Annotated in this window: 15 protein-coding genes; 6 read left to right on the top strand and 9 right to left on the bottom strand. The window is 35.6% G+C overall.

The annotated features are described in order from the left end of the window. Positions 1 to 3: 3 nt before the first annotated feature. The 5 genes from AP058_RS02770 to lpxK all read right to left on the bottom strand — a co-directional run bounded on the left by AP058_RS02770 (position 4) and on the right by lpxK (position 5,308). A complete protein-coding gene (locus tag AP058_RS02770) occupies positions 4 to 1,992 on the bottom strand; it encodes a TonB-dependent siderophore receptor (protein ID WP_066306719.1) in 1,989 nt (662 codons plus the stop codon). A gap of 59 nt (positions 1,993 to 2,051) precedes the next feature. After that, a complete protein-coding gene (locus AP058_RS02765; protein ID WP_066306716.1) occupies positions 2,052 to 2,897 on the bottom strand; it encodes a hypothetical protein in 846 nt (281 codons plus the stop codon). Positions 2,898 to 3,000: 103 nt separating this feature from the next. After that, on the bottom strand, positions 3,001 to 3,369 hold the full coding sequence (locus tag AP058_RS02760) for a hypothetical protein (protein WP_231739492.1): 369 nt from the start codon (positions 3,367 to 3,369) through the stop codon (positions 3,001 to 3,003). Positions 3,370 to 3,498: 129 nt separating this feature from the next. Beyond that, positions 3,499 to 4,311, bottom strand: coding sequence for a purine-nucleoside phosphorylase (locus AP058_RS02755; protein WP_066306714.1), 813 nt, complete (start codon positions 4,309 to 4,311; stop codon positions 3,499 to 3,501). Beyond that, positions 4,268 to 5,308: a tetraacyldisaccharide 4'-kinase gene (lpxK, locus tag AP058_RS02750; protein ID WP_066306712.1), complete on the bottom strand. Its 1,041-nt coding sequence runs from the start codon at positions 5,306 to 5,308 to the stop codon at positions 4,268 to 4,270. Before lpxK ends, AP058_RS02755 begins: the two co-directional genes overlap by 44 nt. A gap of 92 nt (positions 5,309 to 5,400) precedes the next feature. Here lpxK and AP058_RS02745 point away from each other — a divergent pair, with 92 nt between their 5' ends. The 4 genes from AP058_RS02745 to rluF all read left to right on the top strand — a co-directional run bounded on the left by AP058_RS02745 (position 5,401) and on the right by rluF (position 9,170). Next, positions 5,401 to 6,495: a Nif3-like dinuclear metal center hexameric protein gene (locus tag AP058_RS02745; protein ID WP_066306710.1), complete on the top strand. Its 1,095-nt coding sequence runs from the start codon at positions 5,401 to 5,403 to the stop codon at positions 6,493 to 6,495. A 3-nt stretch (positions 6,496 to 6,498) separates the two neighbouring features. Beyond that, on the top strand, positions 6,499 to 7,278 hold the full coding sequence (locus AP058_RS02740; protein WP_066306709.1) for a zinc ribbon domain-containing protein: 780 nt from the start codon (positions 6,499 to 6,501) through the stop codon (positions 7,276 to 7,278). 56 nt (positions 7,279 to 7,334) lie between these two features. Further along, positions 7,335 to 8,183: an alpha/beta fold hydrolase gene (locus AP058_RS02735; protein ID WP_066306708.1), complete on the top strand. Its 849-nt coding sequence runs from the start codon at positions 7,335 to 7,337 to the stop codon at positions 8,181 to 8,183. A 171-nt stretch (positions 8,184 to 8,354) separates the two neighbouring features. Then, positions 8,355 to 9,170: a 23S rRNA pseudouridine(2604) synthase RluF gene (gene rluF / locus AP058_RS02730; protein WP_066306707.1), complete on the top strand. Its 816-nt coding sequence runs from the start codon at positions 8,355 to 8,357 to the stop codon at positions 9,168 to 9,170. Positions 9,171 to 9,215: 45 nt separating this feature from the next. Here rluF and AP058_RS02725 read toward each other — a convergent pair whose 3' ends face one another. After that, positions 9,216 to 10,247, bottom strand: a complete 1,032-nt coding sequence (locus tag AP058_RS02725; RefSeq protein ID WP_082706553.1) for a helix-turn-helix transcriptional regulator — start codon at positions 10,245 to 10,247, stop codon at positions 9,216 to 9,218. A 152-nt stretch (positions 10,248 to 10,399) separates the two neighbouring features. Here AP058_RS02725 and AP058_RS02720 point away from each other — a divergent pair, with 152 nt between their 5' ends. After that, positions 10,400 to 12,847, top strand: a complete 2,448-nt coding sequence (locus tag AP058_RS02720; protein ID WP_066306700.1) for a TonB-dependent receptor domain-containing protein — start codon at positions 10,400 to 10,402, stop codon at positions 12,845 to 12,847. A 32-nt stretch (positions 12,848 to 12,879) separates the two neighbouring features. Further along, positions 12,880 to 14,181 carry a hypothetical protein gene (locus tag AP058_RS02715; protein ID WP_066306698.1) on the top strand — a complete coding sequence of 434 codons (1,302 nt, stop codon included), beginning with the start codon at positions 12,880 to 12,882 and terminating at the stop codon, positions 14,179 to 14,181. Positions 14,182 to 14,328: 147 nt separating this feature from the next. On the opposite strand, the gene AP058_RS02710 is transcribed toward AP058_RS02715, so the two are convergent. The 3 genes from AP058_RS02710 to AP058_RS02700 form a co-directional block, all read right to left on the bottom strand. Further along, the gene (locus AP058_RS02710; RefSeq protein ID WP_066306695.1) at positions 14,329 to 15,210 is read right to left on the bottom strand and encodes a bifunctional 5,10-methylenetetrahydrofolate dehydrogenase/5,10-methenyltetrahydrofolate cyclohydrolase; all 882 of its coding nucleotides are present in this window, start codon (positions 15,208 to 15,210) and stop codon (positions 14,329 to 14,331) included. A 131-nt stretch (positions 15,211 to 15,341) separates the two neighbouring features. After that, a complete protein-coding gene (ffh, locus tag AP058_RS02705) occupies positions 15,342 to 16,724 on the bottom strand; it encodes a signal recognition particle protein (RefSeq protein WP_066306693.1) in 1,383 nt (460 codons plus the stop codon). Positions 16,725 to 16,909: 185 nt separating this feature from the next. Further along, the gene (locus AP058_RS02700; RefSeq protein ID WP_066306691.1) at positions 16,910 to 17,992 is read right to left on the bottom strand and encodes an HmuY family protein; all 1,083 of its coding nucleotides are present in this window, start codon (positions 17,990 to 17,992) and stop codon (positions 16,910 to 16,912) included. Between the last annotated feature and the right edge of the window lie 6 nt (positions 17,993 to 17,998).

Raw genomic sequence — 17,998 nt, 5'->3', positions numbered from 1 at the left:
TTTTTACCGCAAAGAAATATTTACAAAAAAGTTTCTTCCCATTCGTGGTAAATTATTCCAGTCCGTGTACGTACTATAATTAGCATCTAAAACATTTTCAACACCAGTATTTAACTGCAAATTGGTCTTAAGCCAATTGACTTTTCTACCTACACTCGCGTCAATAATTCCGTACGCTGGCGTTTTATCTTCACCATAAAACGCATTAAAATTTGTTTGAGTTGCATTTCCTTTCACTAAAAAAATAGCGTTCCATTTATATTTATAAAATTCGAGGGATGTACTATACGCTAACGGACTCATAAAAGGCAAGCTTTTATTATTATCATCTCTTCCTATATAATACTGTAATTGCGCATTCCATTTCCAATTTGGACTAAGCTTATATTTTACAACCAAGTCATTTGACCAAATAGTAGCGTAATCTATTGCAGTATATCTTTTGATACCATTAGCACCAATGGTCATCGGAGCCACATTTTCATCTGGAATTCCTAAAATATAATTACTCAGATAAAAATATGTTGAAGTGATCTTTACAGCCCAATTTTTTTTAGTGACGCCAAAGTAGAAATTCACTTCATATGATTGTTCGTTTTTTAAATTCGGATTTCCAATGTAATCGTAATTATCAAAACTGTTATACAAATAAAAACCGTATCCTTCAGAAACAGAGGGAGCTCTTTCCCCAAGAGCTAATCCTGCTCCAGTAGAGAATTCATTTTTTTGATAGTTGTAATTTGTCGAAATACTTGGCAAGAAACGCGATCGTGTATCGGCTAGATCTGGATAAAATATTTGCAAACTTTCTAAGCCAAATTCACTTGCGATGTGATTGGAATGAAAACCCAAAGTAGTCGCTATTTTTAAAGAAGACTGCTCGGATAAATGCCAATTATCTTCAATATAAACACCCGAATATACGGTACGCACATCGGGCCAAGTGTACATAAACATTAAATTTTCGCTAGGATTTTCGGGATACATCGTCATTTCGGCTAGCGAACGATTGTAGAAACCATTAAAATTGGCAGAAACTGAATGTTGAGCCCAACTTCCTTTTATATTGCTGTAAAATCCAAAAGTATCACTCCATCCCGGCATGTCCATGTGGATCGGCACTGACAGTCGCTTGGTATCGTCCATTAGGTGCTTGATTGTATTGTAATAGAGTTTCGATTCCCAGTTTTGCAACCATTTATTTATTGGCTTGTACTCCAACTTCACAGACGTAATTAATGCTTGTGCTAACGAAACATCCATGGGTAATGATGGATAACCGACATTTGTTGCTCGATCAAAAATTACTGAAGCTTCCATAGTTTTATCAGCTGCTAATTGATAACCTCCAGTTGCAGAAATATTTAATTTTCGAAATTGCGAAAACTGTACTTCTTCTGTATTACCTGCTTTATAATTGTCGGCATCTCTAAACATTGCATCAGTATTTATATAAAAGGGACCTTTTTTATAATCTACTCCACCTCCGACGATTTTTTGCTTATTATTAAACTCAAATCCCGTTAGAAAATCAAAATCCCAACCTTGAACCGCTGTATTAGTATTATTGCTTTTTAAATCGAGTGAACCACCAATAGTATTGCCATGACACGAACCTTGTTGTCCAGATGATACGGTTGCTTCAGATAAATTAGATACCTCTACATAAGAAGTTATGGGGTCCATTTTATCGGTACAAGCGCCAAAAATCCGCATCCCATCAATAGTAACCACAGTTCGTTCGGTAGCCATACCGTTTATCAAGGGCTCCCAAGCATAGGCGCCTCTCTTTATTAAATTAATTTTATTTGATTTTTGTAAAAACTCGTCGACAGAAGAAAGAGTTTTAAATTGCTTTTCGTGCAGTGGCGTTTTCGTTCCTACTACAAGCACTTCTGTCAATTGCATAACATCAAGGCTATCTTTTGCAGACTCTTGTCCATACGCATGTACAGCAAGACCTACCATTAAAAATGATACTAACTTTTTCATAAATATTGAATTATAAAGCTTGTCGGTAAAGAACAAGCTTTAGATGATTACGCTCTTCTTTAAAATTCAATTTCAAAGAAAAGACTACTTGAATCGATTTTTTCAGAAACGGTTTCACCCTTAATGGTTGTTCCGTTTTTGTCTGCTAATTGCAAGTTAATTTTCCAATATCCAGTCATTGTTAATGATACTTTTCCGTTGTACCAGTCCCCTGCTTTGTCCTGAATGGCATTTGTATTATTTGGTGAAGAATGATTGCCCATACTTGGCATTCTTGGATCAATTTTAATGGTATAACCATCCATAATAGGATAACTATCCATGTTTTCCATTTTCCAAAGTCCTATCTTCAGGTCGTTGGTAGCCACTTTGGGTTTTGTAGGCTCAATTAACGCAAGAACATATTTTACGCCATCAGTACCTGTAAAGGATGTTACATTTCTTTTTGCAACTGTCGGTACATCAATGTTAGATTCTACGGAAAAGCTCGCTCCATCAATACTATAATTGATTTGTAAATTCCAATATTCAGAATCATTTTGTGGCATTTGGAAAACAATATATCCTTTGTAAATCGAATTGTTTTCTGCTGATTTAACTATAGTAGAAAATGGGCAAGAATGGCTCATCATTTTCATGTGCATTATTGGTTTCCAAGAAATTGCAGCATCCTTTACATATTCTGAAGTTTTTTTGTCTTTAATACGCAAACTAATATCATTGAAACCTTGCTGCAAAAATCCAGTTTCCGAATACATTTCAACAGTATGCAGGTCATTTTCAAATTTGGTAACTAAGTTCAGTTTCTCGATGTCAGTCGCAGCAGCATCATCATTATTGGAACAAGAAGTAAAAGTTAAGACAGCGACAAATAATGCCACAATATATTGTATTGAAGTTTTCATTTTTTTTGCAATAAAAGGTTAAGTAGTTGTGTCTAATAGTGCTATTAGACAACTGTTTATGATCAGTACGTTCTATACTGATATTAAATAGTATTGTAACCGATTATTTTACTGGAGGATGAAATATGACAGTATTTACCAAATAGTGGTAATTATTAAACCAAGTAACTAGTACTTTAGATGGATTAAAAAAGGAAGAAAAGTCGAAATTTATTGATTGTAATTCTTGAAAGTAAACCACCTCATACATTTTGACATTTACTTTTTTATCTGTAGGATTGGTTGATTCACTAGCTGAAGCTTTAGCCAATTCTTTAATCAAATGACATTTTCCGTTGCAGTTTAATTCGGGAATTTGTTTGTTTTCACAAAGTTCATTTACGATGTAATCATAATTAACGATGTATTCTATAACCGGAAAAACAGGTTTTAGAAACATCGTCATCGATAGTATGATCACCAATATTCTCATAATACAAAGTTCAGGAATAAGATGCACAAAGAACATGATTAAAATCATACTTGTACCGTAAAAACTGAATTTTTTTTGAATTTAAAATAGTCGCTAAAAGAGCAAGCAAACCACTAAAATTTAATAGATTTAGTACCCTTCAATTAAGTTTTTGATCAGCAAACGAACTTTGGGTTCGGCCATCTTAGCAGCTTCCAAAACTTCTTCGTGGGATATAGTTTCTAGAAACCCGTCTCGACCAATATCTGTAATTACAGACAATCCGAAAGTTTCTAAACTCATGTGTCGCGCAACTATAACTTCTGGAACCGTTGACATTCCGACACAATCGGCACCCATTCTGTACACCATATTGTATTCAGCCAAGGTTTCGAAAGTCGGCCCTTGCAGTCCAAAATAAATACCATCTTGCACTTTAATAGCATTCGCTGCAGCGATTTCTTTGGCTTTTGCTATCATTTTTAACGAATAGGGTTCACTCATATTAACAAAGCGCGGACCAAAACGTTCGTCATTTTTACCACGTAAAGGATGCTCGGGTGTAAAATTAATATGGTCTTTTATTAAAATAATTCCGCCAATTTCGTAATCAGGATTAACGCCACCAGAAGCATTAGAAACGATCAACTTTTGGATACCTAAGTACTTCATCACGCGAACTGGGAACGTAACTTCTTGCATCGAATAGCCTTCATAATAATGAAAACGACCTTGCATGGCGACCACATTTTTACCTCCTACTTTTCCAAAAATAAGCTTTCCCTGATGTCCAACAACTGTTGATACCGGAAAATTTGGAATCTCTGAATACGGTATCGAGTATTCTATGGTTATATCCTCTGTAAAATTTCCTAAGCCCGAACCCAATATAATTCCATATTCGGGAACAGTATTAAATTTAGATTGAATGAATTGTACGGTTTCTTGAACTTGATCCCACATAAGCTAAAATTATAGAATCAAACTGATTCTGATTAGTAATAAACGAACTTTTGATAGGCAAATAATACAATTGAGGCACTAAAACGGTATTCATTAATCGCACATAATCTTTTTCTGTGGTAATGATTTTTAGTCTTTGTGCGCGTTCTTGAATCACTGCAATATCCGACTCACTAAAATCATGATGATCGGGAAACGTTAAACATTTATCTTGATTCGATGTAATAAAATCAAAAAATGGAGTGGGCTTTGCAATTCCTGCTACAACTAATTTTTTCTGATTTTTTACATCTGCCACTTCAAGTGTCTCTCTCTCACTGTAAACACGAGTATCGTAATCAATAAAGGTAAAGAATAATTCTTGATCGGTCTTTAGATTTAGTTTTTGTTTAATTTCGTCTTGCTCTGGAGCCGAAAGATTTGCAGGACACTTGGTTACAATAATAATAGTTGCACGTTTGGCTCCACTTCTGCTTTCGCGTAAATTTCCGGTAGGCAAAATAAAATCATTTGAATACAAATCGCCGTAAGAAGTCAATAATATATAAAGACCAGCTTTTACTTTGCGGTGTTGGTACGCATCATCCAATAAAATTATTTCTGGTTTAGTCTTTTGTGAAAGCAATTGCCGAATTCCGTTGCTTCGATCGGCATCAACAGCCACCTGAATCTTAGGGAATTTTTGATAAAACTGAAAAGGTTCGTCTCCTAAAATGGCCGCCGTAACCGTTTCATCTGCCAAAATAAAACCTTCACTTTTTCGTTTGTAACCCCGACTTAAGGTCGCTACTTTATAATGTTGCGAAAGCAATCGAATTAAATGTTCAATTTGTGGTGTTTTACCAGTTCCTCCTACGCTCAAATTTCCAACAGCAATAATGGGCAAATCAAAAGAATTTGATTTAAAAATTCCGTTATCAAACATCCAGTTACGAATACTCGTAATACATCCGTACACAATTGCAAAGGGAAATAAAATTATTCTGAGAAATTTCATTTTACGAAAGTATAATATTTTTCGTTAATTTGTCTCTCTTTTCAGCTCGGATACGAAAGGTTGAAAGTTAAAATTTGATAAAATTGATGCAGATGAAAATCAAAGAAATACTTGATGTTCTCGAACAAATGGCGCCTTTGGCTTATGCCGAAGATTTTGACAATGTTGGTTTATTGGTGGGTGATCAAAATGCCGAAGCCACAGGAATTTTAGTCTGTCATGACGCATTAGAAGGTGTAATCGATGAAGCAATTAACAAAAACTGTAATTTGGTAGTTTGTTTTCATCCTATTTTATTCGGGGGACTAAAAAAGATTACAGGCAAAAATTACGTAGAACGGTCGATCTTAAAAGCTATAAAAAACGATATTGGCATTTACGCAGTTCATACGGCTTTGGACAATCATCAATATGGTGTGAATAAAATATTCTGTGATGCTTTGGGTCTTACAAACACTAAAGTTCTAATTCCGAAGCAAAATTTTATTCGAAAATTAATCACTTTTACTGTTCCTGAAAATGCAGCTGAAGTTCGACGCGCACTTTTTGAAGTTGGAGCAGGAACCATTGGCAATTACGAAAATTGCAGTTTTGTTTCTAATGGAACAGGAACTTACAGAGGAAATTCTAAAAGTAATCCGGTTATTGGTGAACGCAATGAATTGATCGAAGCCTCTGAAATAAAAATTGAAGTTACTTTTGAAAAGCATTTGGAATCTAAAATACTAAAAGCACTTTTTACGAGTCATATCTACGAAGAGGTTGCTTACGAAATTTATGATCTAAAAAACGAACACCAAAATATTGGTTTGGGCATGATTGGTGAATTTGAAAATGAAATGCAAGAAGCTGACTTTCTTACTTTTGTAAAAGAGAAGATGGAAGCAAATGGTATTCGACATTCTCAATTTTTGCAAAAATCGATAAAAAAAGTTGCCGTTTTGGGTGGCTCTGGAAGTTATGCCATAAAAAATGCAATTAATGCTGGAGCAGATGCGTTTTTGACTGCCGATTTAAAGTACCATCAGTTTTATGAAGCCGAAAATCGACTACTTTTAGCAGATATTGGTCATTTTGAAAGCGAACGGTATACAAAAAATTACATTGTTGATTTTCTTCGGAAAAAAATCCTTAATTTTGCCATCATTTTATCAGAAGAAAATACAAATCCAGTTAAGTACTTATAGAATATGGCGAATACGAAAGAGTTAAGTGTTGAGGACAAGTTAAGAGCAATTTACGATTTACAGTTAATTGACTCAAGAATCGACGAAATCAGAAATGTAAGAGGAGAACTTCCGTTGGAGGTTGAAGATTTAGAAGATGAAGTAGCTGGTTTAAGCACTCGTACTGAAAAATTAAAAGGAGAGCTTGAAATGATTGATGAGCAAATCAAAGCTAAAAAAATAGCTATTGACGATCACAAAGATTCAATCAAAAAATATACTAAACAACAAGAGACCGTTCGTAACAACAGAGAATTTAATTCTTTGACTAAAGAGGTTGAATTTCAAGAATTAGAAATTCAATTGGCTGAAAAGCAAATCAAAGAAATGAAAGGTTCTATCGAACATAAAAAAGATGTAGTTAATGGACTTAAGGAAAGATTAGAGGCTAAATCGAATCACCTTAAACACAAAAAACTAGAATTGGATGCTATTATGGCTGAAACTCAAAAAGAAGAATTATTCTTGACTGAGAAATCTGCTGAGTATGCTGCTCAAATCGAAGACCGTTTATTAGCTGCTTACACTCGTATACGTACTAGTGTTCGTAATGGCTTGGCGGTAGTTTCTATCGAAAGAGGTGCTTCGGCAGGTTCTTTCTTTACAATTCCACCACAAACACAAGTTGAAATTGCTTCTAGAAAAAAAATCATCACTGATGAGCATTCAGGAAGAATTTTGGTTGACAGCGGTTTAGCTGAAGAAGAAAGAGAAAAAATGGAACAATTATTTGCAAAGTTCTAACAAATTTATAAAGCCTCGAATTTCGAGGCTTTTTTTATTATATACCGCAATTTGTTTTGGAAGTAAAAAAGAGAATTCGTTTAGTAACCTTAAAATCGGTTGGTTTTTACATTAACTGCTTGAGTTATGTAAAACCAAAAAAAGCACTGGCGTTATCGTATGCTTTATTTAGCGAACCGCGAATAGGAAAATTACAAAAGGAAAATTTACCTGAAATTTTACAGCATACCGAGACCGAAACTTTTCAGCACGACGAACATCATTTTAAAACCTATGTTTGGCAAGGCAACGAAACCAAAATTTTATTAGTACACGGATGGGAAAGCAATGCTGCTCGCTGGCAAAAAACATTGCCTTATCTTCAAAAATCAGGTAGTACCATTATCGCTATTGATGCACCGGCGCACGGACAAAGTAGTGGCAAAGAATTTAACGTGCCGCTTTATGCACAGTTTATTAATAAAGCCGTCCAAAAACACCAACCTACCATTATTATTGGCCACTCTATCGGCGGAATTGCTTGCGTGTATCACCAACATTTATTTCCCAATACTACTATTCAAAAAATGGTTATTCTTGGGGCTCCATCAGATTTAAAGACGTTGCTAGAAAATTATGTGAACCTCTTGAGCCTTAATCACAAAATGTACGCTTTAATGGAAGCTCGTTTTTTAACGCATTTTAATTTTAAAATAGATGACTTTTCTGGAAGGAAATTTGCTCAAAATATAAACATTCAAGGATTTATTGCTCACGATACCGAAGATGATGTTGTGGCCTTTACCGAAGGAAAAAAAATTGCAAGCACTTGGAAAAACAGTCAGTTCATTTCAACCAAAGGATTAGGACACGGCATGCACGACGACGAACTGTATGAAAAGGTTATTGCTTTTTTACAGGAATAAGTCGCGAAGATTTAAATAAACAGAGTTGCAAAGTTTTAGAGTTGCAGCGTTTTTTTTTTTTAATTAAAAGATAAGTTGTTTCTCGTTACTTTTATTGCAACTGCATTTAGTAGCCTATTCATTGTACAATAATCCCATTATCTAATTTTCAAATTGCTTATATTTGCAGTTATGGAAGAAAATTTAAAACGCCTCAATAAATTCATAGGAGAAACAGGCTATTGTTCTCGTCGCGAAGCCGATAAATTAATCGAAGAAGGACGCGTTACTCTGAACGGAGTGGTACCAGAAATGGGAACTAAAGTTTCAACTCATGACGAAGTGCGAATTGATGGCAAATTAATTGTGGAGAAACATGAAAAACTCGTTTATCTGGCTTTTAATAAACCAGTGGGAATTGAATGTACCACCAATTTAGAAGTCCATAACAATATTGTAGATTATATTAATTATCCAAAACGAATTTTCCCTATTGGTCGTTTAGACAAAGCCAGCGAAGGTCTGATTTTTATGACTAATGATGGGGATATTGTCAATAAAATTCTTCGTGCTCGAAACAATCACGAAAAGGAATATACGGTAACGGTAAACAAACCAATTACCGACCGATTCATACAACGAATGGGAAATGGAATTCCCATCTTGGATACTATTACCAAAAAATGTAAAGTAGAGCAAATTAGCAAATTCGTATTTAAAATCATTTTAACGCAAGGATTGAACCGTCAGATTAGAAGAATGACTGAATACTTAGGTTACGACGTAACAGCGCTTAAACGGATTCGAATCATCAATATTTCGTTAGATATTCCTGTTGGAAGATACCGTGACATTACCGAAGCAGAATTTAAAGAAATGAACGAACTAATTGCACCTTCTAGCAAAACTGAAGAAGCAAGTGTAGAGGAGTACGAAAGACCGCAACGAAGAAAAACGGAATTCATTAAAAAAGACGATCCACGATTTAAGAATAAGGGAGAGTATTAAAAGACAAAAAGAGTTGCTATTCACTTGAACAGCAACTCTTTTTGCTTATGATAGTGTTATAAGAACAATATCTTCAGCGGTAAAATTACCAATTACCTCAACAATGTAAAGCAGCATTGCAGAAAAAACTTTTAAAACTGATCCAGGACTGTATCCAAAATAACGCTTAAAGGCAGTTACAAAATGACTGCTTGTTTTGTAGCCTAGCTGTTCTGCAACCTCTGTTACGTTTAAGTTGCCTTCTTGCAAAATTTGCTTTGCCTTATTCATTTTAATTTCGTTTAAATACCCAAAAACAGTTGTGCCAAAAAGTGCTTTAAATTGTTTCTTTAATTTAAACTCGTTGGTTCCTACTCTCTTGGCAAGATCGATTAAAGAGCAAGGTGTGGTCAAATTCTTGATAATCAGCGATCGTGCTTCGTACATCTTTTCTATATCTGTTTTTGAAAATTTGACGCCTAATGTTGCACTCTTTTGGTATTGTTCTAATTGCAGCAATAGCAATTCGGTTACTTTTGCCTCCATATACAAACGTTTGAAAGAGCCTTTTCTATCGCAAGTACAGATGGCTCTAATTGCATTGAGAATTTCTGGCGACGTAGACAGACATTGCTCGGCCAAACCATTAGTTGTTCGACTCGCTTGCATTACAGAAAAAGCTTCTTTTTTATCCCAATTTATGGTTTCTAAAAAGCTGCAAAAATGTTTTTCGGTCATGGAGACAGCCAAACATTCAGCGGTACTGGCGTTTAAAGAAATAGGACAAACCGATGTTCCTTCTTTAATTTCACGGATTTGATGCTTCATTTGATTGTCAAACCGTTCCATTAAAAAAATCAATTGAATGATCGGTTTGGTTGTGCAAATTTCAAAAGTAACTGGTTTTACCAAATCCAATTGCAAAAAACGAATCAAAAATTGGGAAGTCGTTGTTGTACTTTCGATCAGACTACCATATTCTTGACTTTCAAAAGTGCTCGGCTTTTCAGCTAAATCCAAGCAGCCACATTTTTCACTGAAAAGGAATTGATCGCAAAGTGTAAAATCGGGCTCTTTTATTCGAGTTTGGAGTCTCATTTCAAATACGTTTTTGGACAAAACTAATCTATATTTATTCTAAATAAAAATAATCCTTTAAGTATAATTTGTAATCCTTTAAACGAAACTAGTTTTCTACAGGTCTGCGATACTTTTGCACCATTACTAAATCAATATCAATTGACTGTTTGATGAAGACTATAAAAATTATACCAGTTACTACTTCTATATTGCACTGGACTTTACTACTATTTCTTTGTTTGAGCTGCACTGTCGCATTTTCTCAAATGGGAAAAGTCTCTGGAAAAATTTTACTTGGAAGTGCGCAACCACTACCTGGTGCCAATATTTTATTGCACGGAAATGACATACAACGAACGGCAGTTACGGGAATTGATGGGGAATATCTGATGGAAAATGTTCCATTTGGTCAGTATGAAATTGAAATATCATCTTTAGAATCAGAGCAAAAAACACAAAAAATAAACCATAATTCAGCACATTACAGTAGCAATACCATCGTAAAGAAAGCTGAATCTAAAGAACTGAACTCTGTTGTCATTAGATCGAACACCAAGAAAAAACAACTTGAAACTAAAGGATTTGCCGTGAACGTAATTGACACTAAGAATTTTGAATTACAGTCCATCCAATTAAATGAACTACTAGACCAGACCGCTGGTGTTCGCGTGCGCCGTTCTGGCGGTTTAGGGTCAAATGCCGAATACATCATCAACGGAATGTCGGGTAATTCGGTTCGCATATTTATTGATGGCATTCCGATTCGAAATTACGGGCCTTCTTTTTCATTGAATAGCTTACCTGTCGCACTCATTGAAAGAGTAGAGATTTACAAAGGTGTAGTTCCAGCACATTTGGCCGATGATGCTATGGGCGGCGCCATAAATGTAGTTTTAAAAAATGCTGCAAAAAATAACCTTACCGCTTCTGTGTCTGGTGGATCGTTCAACACCTTTCAAACAGATGTAACCGGAAGTTACCGTAATGAAAAGAACGGACAAACATTTAGAGGATCTGCTTTTTTAAATTATGCCGATAACGACTATACCGTTTGGGGAGACCAAGTAGCAGTACAACTTGCTCCTGGAACTCCTGATGTTTACGTAAAAGCCAAACGTTTTCATGATCGTTACCGTTCGCAAGGAACTAAAGCAGAATTCGGTTTTACCGATGTACAATGGGCCGACAAGCTACTATTTGGCATGTTGTTGTCAAGAATGGACCAACAAATCCAGAACGGAGCAACAATGGAAATCGTCTATGGAAACCGATTTGCAGAGCAAAATACGGCAATGTATAGTGTTGATTTTTCTAAAAAAAATATTCTAAAAAATTTAGATGCAAGTGCATTTGTGTCACTATCGAGATTGACACGAAACATAACCGATACTATCGCAACGCAATACAGTTGGTTAGGGTATCCTACCAACTATTTCAACAATCCAGATGTTTGGGCTTCTGGTGCCGAAGCTGGAAATCCAACTTTACAAGAAGATTTGGATATTAACCTGAATAGCAAAGCCAATTTAACTTATAAATTAAATGCGAAAAATAGCGTACAATTTAACTATTTAGCCAATCGTTTTTCTAGAGATTCAGACGATAGCATGTTGCCAACCATAGAGCGAGCGATGCAAGAAGAACGAAGTTATTTCAAAAATATCTATTCGCTATCGTACGAAAACAGAGCGTTTGATAATCGTTTGCGAACAACCGTCTTTGCCAAATCGTATCATTTAAATCGTTTATCCAAAATTAGACAGCGCACAGGAAATAGCGCTTCGGCAACCATTACTATAATCGAAAGTAAAAATAAATCGGATGATTTGGGCTTTGGAGGTGCGATTTCATACAACATTACCCGTCAATTATCCATTTTTGGATCGGCAGAAAAAGCCGTTCGTTTACCCGAAGCAGGTGAAGTTTTTGGAAACGTTGCTGGAAATATTAATCCTGCGATTAACCTAAAACCGGAAAAAAGCAACAATTACAATCTAGGTATCTCCTTTGATAACATTAACTATAACAATCATAAATTGAATGTTAGAGGGAATGTATTTATTCGAGACACCAAAGATTTGATAATGCAATTACCCGTTGGTAATACCGAAGAATTTTTCCAAAATTCTAATGTCGGTAAAATTTACACCGAAGGTTTGGACTTAGAACTCCATTACAATTACAACAAGCTCGTGTTCTTTAATGCAAATACATCTGTTTTTGCTGCCCGAGATTACAATGTCACTTACGACAGCAGCGGCAATACGATTACGCCAACTTACGAGAGACTGCCCAACACGCCTTATTTTACTATGAATTACAATTTGCGATTGGACCAATATAATTTTATTCAAGAAAAAGCCAAGTTCTCTTTTTACTATAACATTTTATACGTGCATGAATTTTTCAGACATGGAAACGCTTTGGGTGGCGCAGGAAAAACAATTATTCCAACCCAATTGTCTAGTGACACCGGCATCGCTTACACTTTTCCGAAGAAAAAATTAACGTTGAGCATCGATGCTAAAAACATTTTCAATCAACAAATATTTGATAATTATGCGCTACAAAAACCGGGACGCGCTTTTTACGCAAAATTGACCTATACATTATTATAAATTTCAACATTAATATCTAAATACATTTTACTATGAATCTGAATTTCAACAAAATATTTAAATTGACTTTTACAACAGCAGCAGCACTAACACTCGCCTCTTGCAGCAATGACGAAAGTGAAACACCAGCAACTCCCGACACAACAACAACTCGTTCCTACCATTTGGTTTTAGGACAAGGTTCTACAAAAGAATCTACAACCTATACGCAAGGCGCTACTCTTGCCGAAATGCAAGATCCAAATAAAACTTTCTCTTTTACTGGCTTTGGATTCGAGGTGCCTTCGACTAGAACAGCACGTGTGTATGCTTCAAATGACGGAGAAACGATTTACAACCTAAATTATGGCGGTGGTGCAGTTACTAAATTTAGCTACAACGGCGGACAAAATTACAAGCAACTACTAAATACTGATATACAAGCGGTAATGGGAACTGCGTATCCGCGTTGGACAAAAATTGACGATAAGTACGCGATGTTGCAACACGTATTTAGCGAAGAAAAATACGATGCTACAGGTGTGATTTATCAAAGAACTGCAACAACAGTTAAGTTGGCCCGAATTAATTTGGAAACAATGACGGTTGAAGAAAACGCTACTTTCGAGTTTCCTTGGACGGAAGCAGAAGCTACTCAAGGTGTTTACGTTTCTCGTATTGATGCGCCAGTTGTGGCTAGTGGAAAATTATACTATGGCGCTGCCAAAAGTAAATACGATCCGATAACTGCAGCAAAAATAACTATGGAATACCAAGACGTAGAAACGTTGGTTGTTGATTATCCTTCTTTAAAGATGCCAAGAACGATTAGAACCGATGTAGATAATGTGGCAGGTTCTACCAATGGGTACCGCACACCAGTTGCACACAAAGATGAAGATGGCGCCATCTTACAATTGATCACGTCTAATGGTGCAACGATTACCAAAATAAAAAATGGCGTTTACGATACTTCTTATGGAACTTTTAATATTGCTCAAGCTTTAGGTTATAAAGCAGAAGCTAACACTGGATGGTTTTATGCTGGTAATGGTATTGGCTATGTTCCAGTTTTAAATACTGATTTGGGTGGAAGTTCTAGTTCTAACTGGGATCTTATTCGCGTTGATATCAATAAAAAGACTGCTGTAAAAATGAATATTCCATTTGCAATGTGGTTGCGTCAATACCAATGGGCAAGTGTGATTGAAGGTAAATTGTACATGGCTTTAACTCCAATTGGAGGCGAAGGAAACATTTACATTTTTGACCCTGCATCTACTTCAGCAGATGGTTTTAAAGTTGGAGCTAAATTAAAAACCGGTACAGATGCTTTTTACTTAGGCGTTTACTAAACAAATTTTTTTGTAGTTAGAGAAACAGGCTGCTTCAAAAATTTGAAACAGCTTGTTTCGTTTTACTATTTTAAATACAGCATCCTAAACCAATTGTAAACAAAAAACCCAAGACTCTCATCTTGGGTTTTTACTATAAATTATCTTTTAGTTTCTGCTTCTTAATTTGCGCGCCAACAATGTATTTTTCAATAACATTGCTATCGTCATTGGTCCTACCCCTCCAGGAACTGGTGTAATAAATGATGCTTTTTTACTTACCTCAGCAAAGTCAACATCACCTGTAATAATGTATCCTTTTGGATGAGATGCGTCTTCAACTCTTGTAATTCCCACATCAATCACAACAACACCTTCTTTTACCATATTTGCTTTTAAGTAATTAGGCACTCCTAATGCCGTAATTATAATATCAGCATTCCTGGTATATTCTTCAATATTTTTTGTTCTACTGTGCGTAATAGTTACCGTAGAATCTCCAGGATATCCTTTGCGGCTCATTAAAATACTCATCGGACGACCTACAATATGACTTCTTCCAATAACAACCGTATGCTTTCCAGAAGTTTCTACTTTATATCTTTCCAACAATTGCATAATCCCGAATGGAGTTGCAGGAATAAAAGTATCCATTTCTAAAGCCATTTTCCCAAAATTTGTCGGATGAAAGCCATCTACATCTTTATCTGGATTAACCGCCATTAAAATTTTCTCTTCGTTGATGTGTTTCGGTAACGGCAATTGTACAATAAAACCATCTAAATCATCATCTTCATTCAGCTCTTTAATTTTTGCTAATAGTGCTTCTTCTGTAATGTCTTCTGGTAAACTCACCAAAGTCGAATCAAATCCGATTTGTTGGCAAGATCTTACTTTACTTCCTACGTAAGTTAAACTTGCACCATCTGTACCCACGATTACAGCTGCTAAGTGCGGAACTTTTCCACCCGCATCTTTAATCGCTTGCACTTCGGCAGCAATTTCATTCTTAATATCTTCTGCTGTTTTTTTGCCGTCTAGTAGTTGCATTTCTTTTAGTTTAAAACGAAGTTTAAAGTTTAAATTATCTCGTAAATAGCTTAAACCAAACTGTATAATTAGTATTAAAAAATAAAGTTTAAGATTCTAATTGATTCGAATCTTAAACTTTACGTAGTATTTTATTTGATTCCGGGCATTCCGCCTGGCATTCCGCCTGGCATTCCGCCTGGCATTCCTTTCATGCCGCCCATCATTTTCATTAAATTTTTTCCGCCTGGACCTTGCATCATCTTCATCATCTTGCTCATTTGGTCAAACTGCTTCATCAATTGATTGACTTGCTCCACTTTTGTTCCTGAACCTTTAGCAATTCGAGCTTTACGTTTTACATCAATCACAGCAGGTCTGCTTCTCTCTCCTGGTGTCATTGAATGAATAATTGCTTCAATATGTTTAAAAGCATCGTCTTCAATCTCTATATCTTTCATGGCTTTTGAAGCACCTGGTATCATACCAACCAAATCCTTCATGTTACCCATTTTTTTAACTTGTTGAATTTGAGTTAAGAAGTCATCAAAACCAAACTCATTCTTAGCAATTTTCTTCTGAAGTTTTCTAGCTTCTTCTTCATCAAATTGTTCTTGCGCTCTTTCTACTAACGACACAACGTCTCCCATTCCTAAGATACGTTCGGCCATACGAATAGGATAAAACACATCTAGTGCATCCATTTTTTCGCCTGTACCAACAAACTTAATCGGTTTGTTTACGATCGTTTTAATCGATAAAGCAGCTCCTCCGCGTGTGTCACCATCTAATTTGGTTAAGACAACTCCGTCGAAATTTAAAATATCGTTGAATGTCTTTGCCGTATTTACCGCATCTTGTCCCGTCATCGCATCAACAACAAACAAAGTTTCTTGAGGTTTAATCGCAGCATGAACACGAGCAATCTCGTCCATCATTTCTTTGTCAACCGCCAAACGACCGGCAGTATCCACAATAACTACATTAAAACCGTTTGCTTTGGCGTGTTTAATTGCGTTTTGAGCAATGTCAACCGGATTTTTATTTTCTGGTTCCGAGTAAACGGCAACACCTATTTGGTCTCCCACTACATGCAACTGATTGATTGCCGCAGGACGATAAATATCACAAGCTACTAAAAGCGGATTTTTTCCTTTTTTAGTTTTAAGATAATTGGCTAATTTTCCAGAAAAAGTTGTTTTACCAGAACCTTGCAAACCAGACATCAAAATCACCGTTGGTGTTCCCGATAAATTAATTCCGGCAACATCACCACCCATTAATTCGGTTAATTCATCTTTAACCAACTTCACTAATAATTGTCCTGGCTGAAGCGTAGTTAAAACGTCTTGACCAATTGCTTTTTCTTTTACTTTGGCAGTAAAGTCTTTAGCAATTTTAAAGTTAACATCGGCATCAAGCAACGCACGACGAACTTCTTTTAAGGTATCAGCAACGTTTACTTCGGTAATTTTACCGTGACCTTTTAGTATATGAAAAGCTTTATCTAATTTATCGCTTAAATTATCGAACATAATAGTGTTTTTTTGGAACTGCAAATATAGTAAGAAGTTGCAAAGCTTCAAAGCACCAAATTAACAAAGTTGTGTAGATCAATAGTATATTTTACTTTAGAAGGCAAAAAAAAAGAGGAGGAAATAAATCCAGCCTCTTTTCAGAAAATAAAAAAAACAAATTACAATATTTTACTAGTTTGCACTTATTTTAAAAGAGCATATTCTAAAACAGGATTTCCTCTTTCTCCAGCATCATTAGTCATAGTAAGAAACTTCACTTTATAGTTGTTATTCGCTTCATCTTTTACAATATAAAAGCGATCCGTTTTAATACTTGGCAATGAACTTGGTCCACCACCACTCCTCCAGTTTCCTCCAATTATTCTTTGATCTGTTTTTGAAATTTCAAACTTAGATGGATCTACATGAGACAAAACAAAGCCTTCATAAGTGATCTGGTCTGCAACCAAAACCTCATACACTTGAGTGCCACCTTTTCGATTCGAAATAACAAAATCAGAATAGCCGTATAGTACTTCTGAACCAAAATTAACGTAATTGGTAAATGTGGTAAAATTCAAATCCCATTTTGATTTTAAAGGTTCCACAGTTACCGTTTTTTCTGCTTTAATGCTAAAAAAAGTAAAATTGAAATTATCATCTTTTGCAATGGTTCTTTCTTGAAATGTGGTAGAAGCTAAATCAGCATACTGAATTTTATAGCCATTTGCGTTTCTTAAAACCCTTACTTTTTTCCAACCTCTTGCAGCACCGTACACATTGACTGCGCCTTTTGCTGGTTTTTCGGTAGAAACAGCAAATCCCATATTCACTAAATATACTTTATTATCAGCATCATTGGCAGAAACCTCCGCAATTGCAGTACCAATTCCTTGTCCGTTACCTGTTAAAACACCTGTAGGATTATCTACATATCCAGTTGTCGAAGCCACATCTCCTTGTCCAACAGTAATTTTTGTATCTATTTCTTGTGGTGCTGTAATATCTGACGTTTCTAATTTTTTAACTGCCATTTTCAATGAACCGTTGATTATCACTCTAAAATCGGTTCCAGTTGCAAAACCAAAATCCCACGTTTCTCGGTTTACTACCTCAGATTTTCCTGTGCTTAAATCAAGATATACTTGATTGGGCTGATTAGGACCGCCGACTTCTGGGTTTAAAGTTGCTCCAACTGTTGGTATTTCTATAGGATCTGACTCCGTACTTGAACAAGATGCTAAGGTCAATAAAGCGATTGTTAAAGAAAAAATTGTTTTTTTCATAGTGTT

Source organism: Flavobacterium sp. TAB 87 (genome assembly GCF_001529295.1).
In the GTDB taxonomy this organism is placed as follows: domain Bacteria; phylum Bacteroidota; class Bacteroidia; order Flavobacteriales; family Flavobacteriaceae; genus Flavobacterium.
This window is presented reverse-complemented; position numbering and strand designations above follow the sequence as displayed.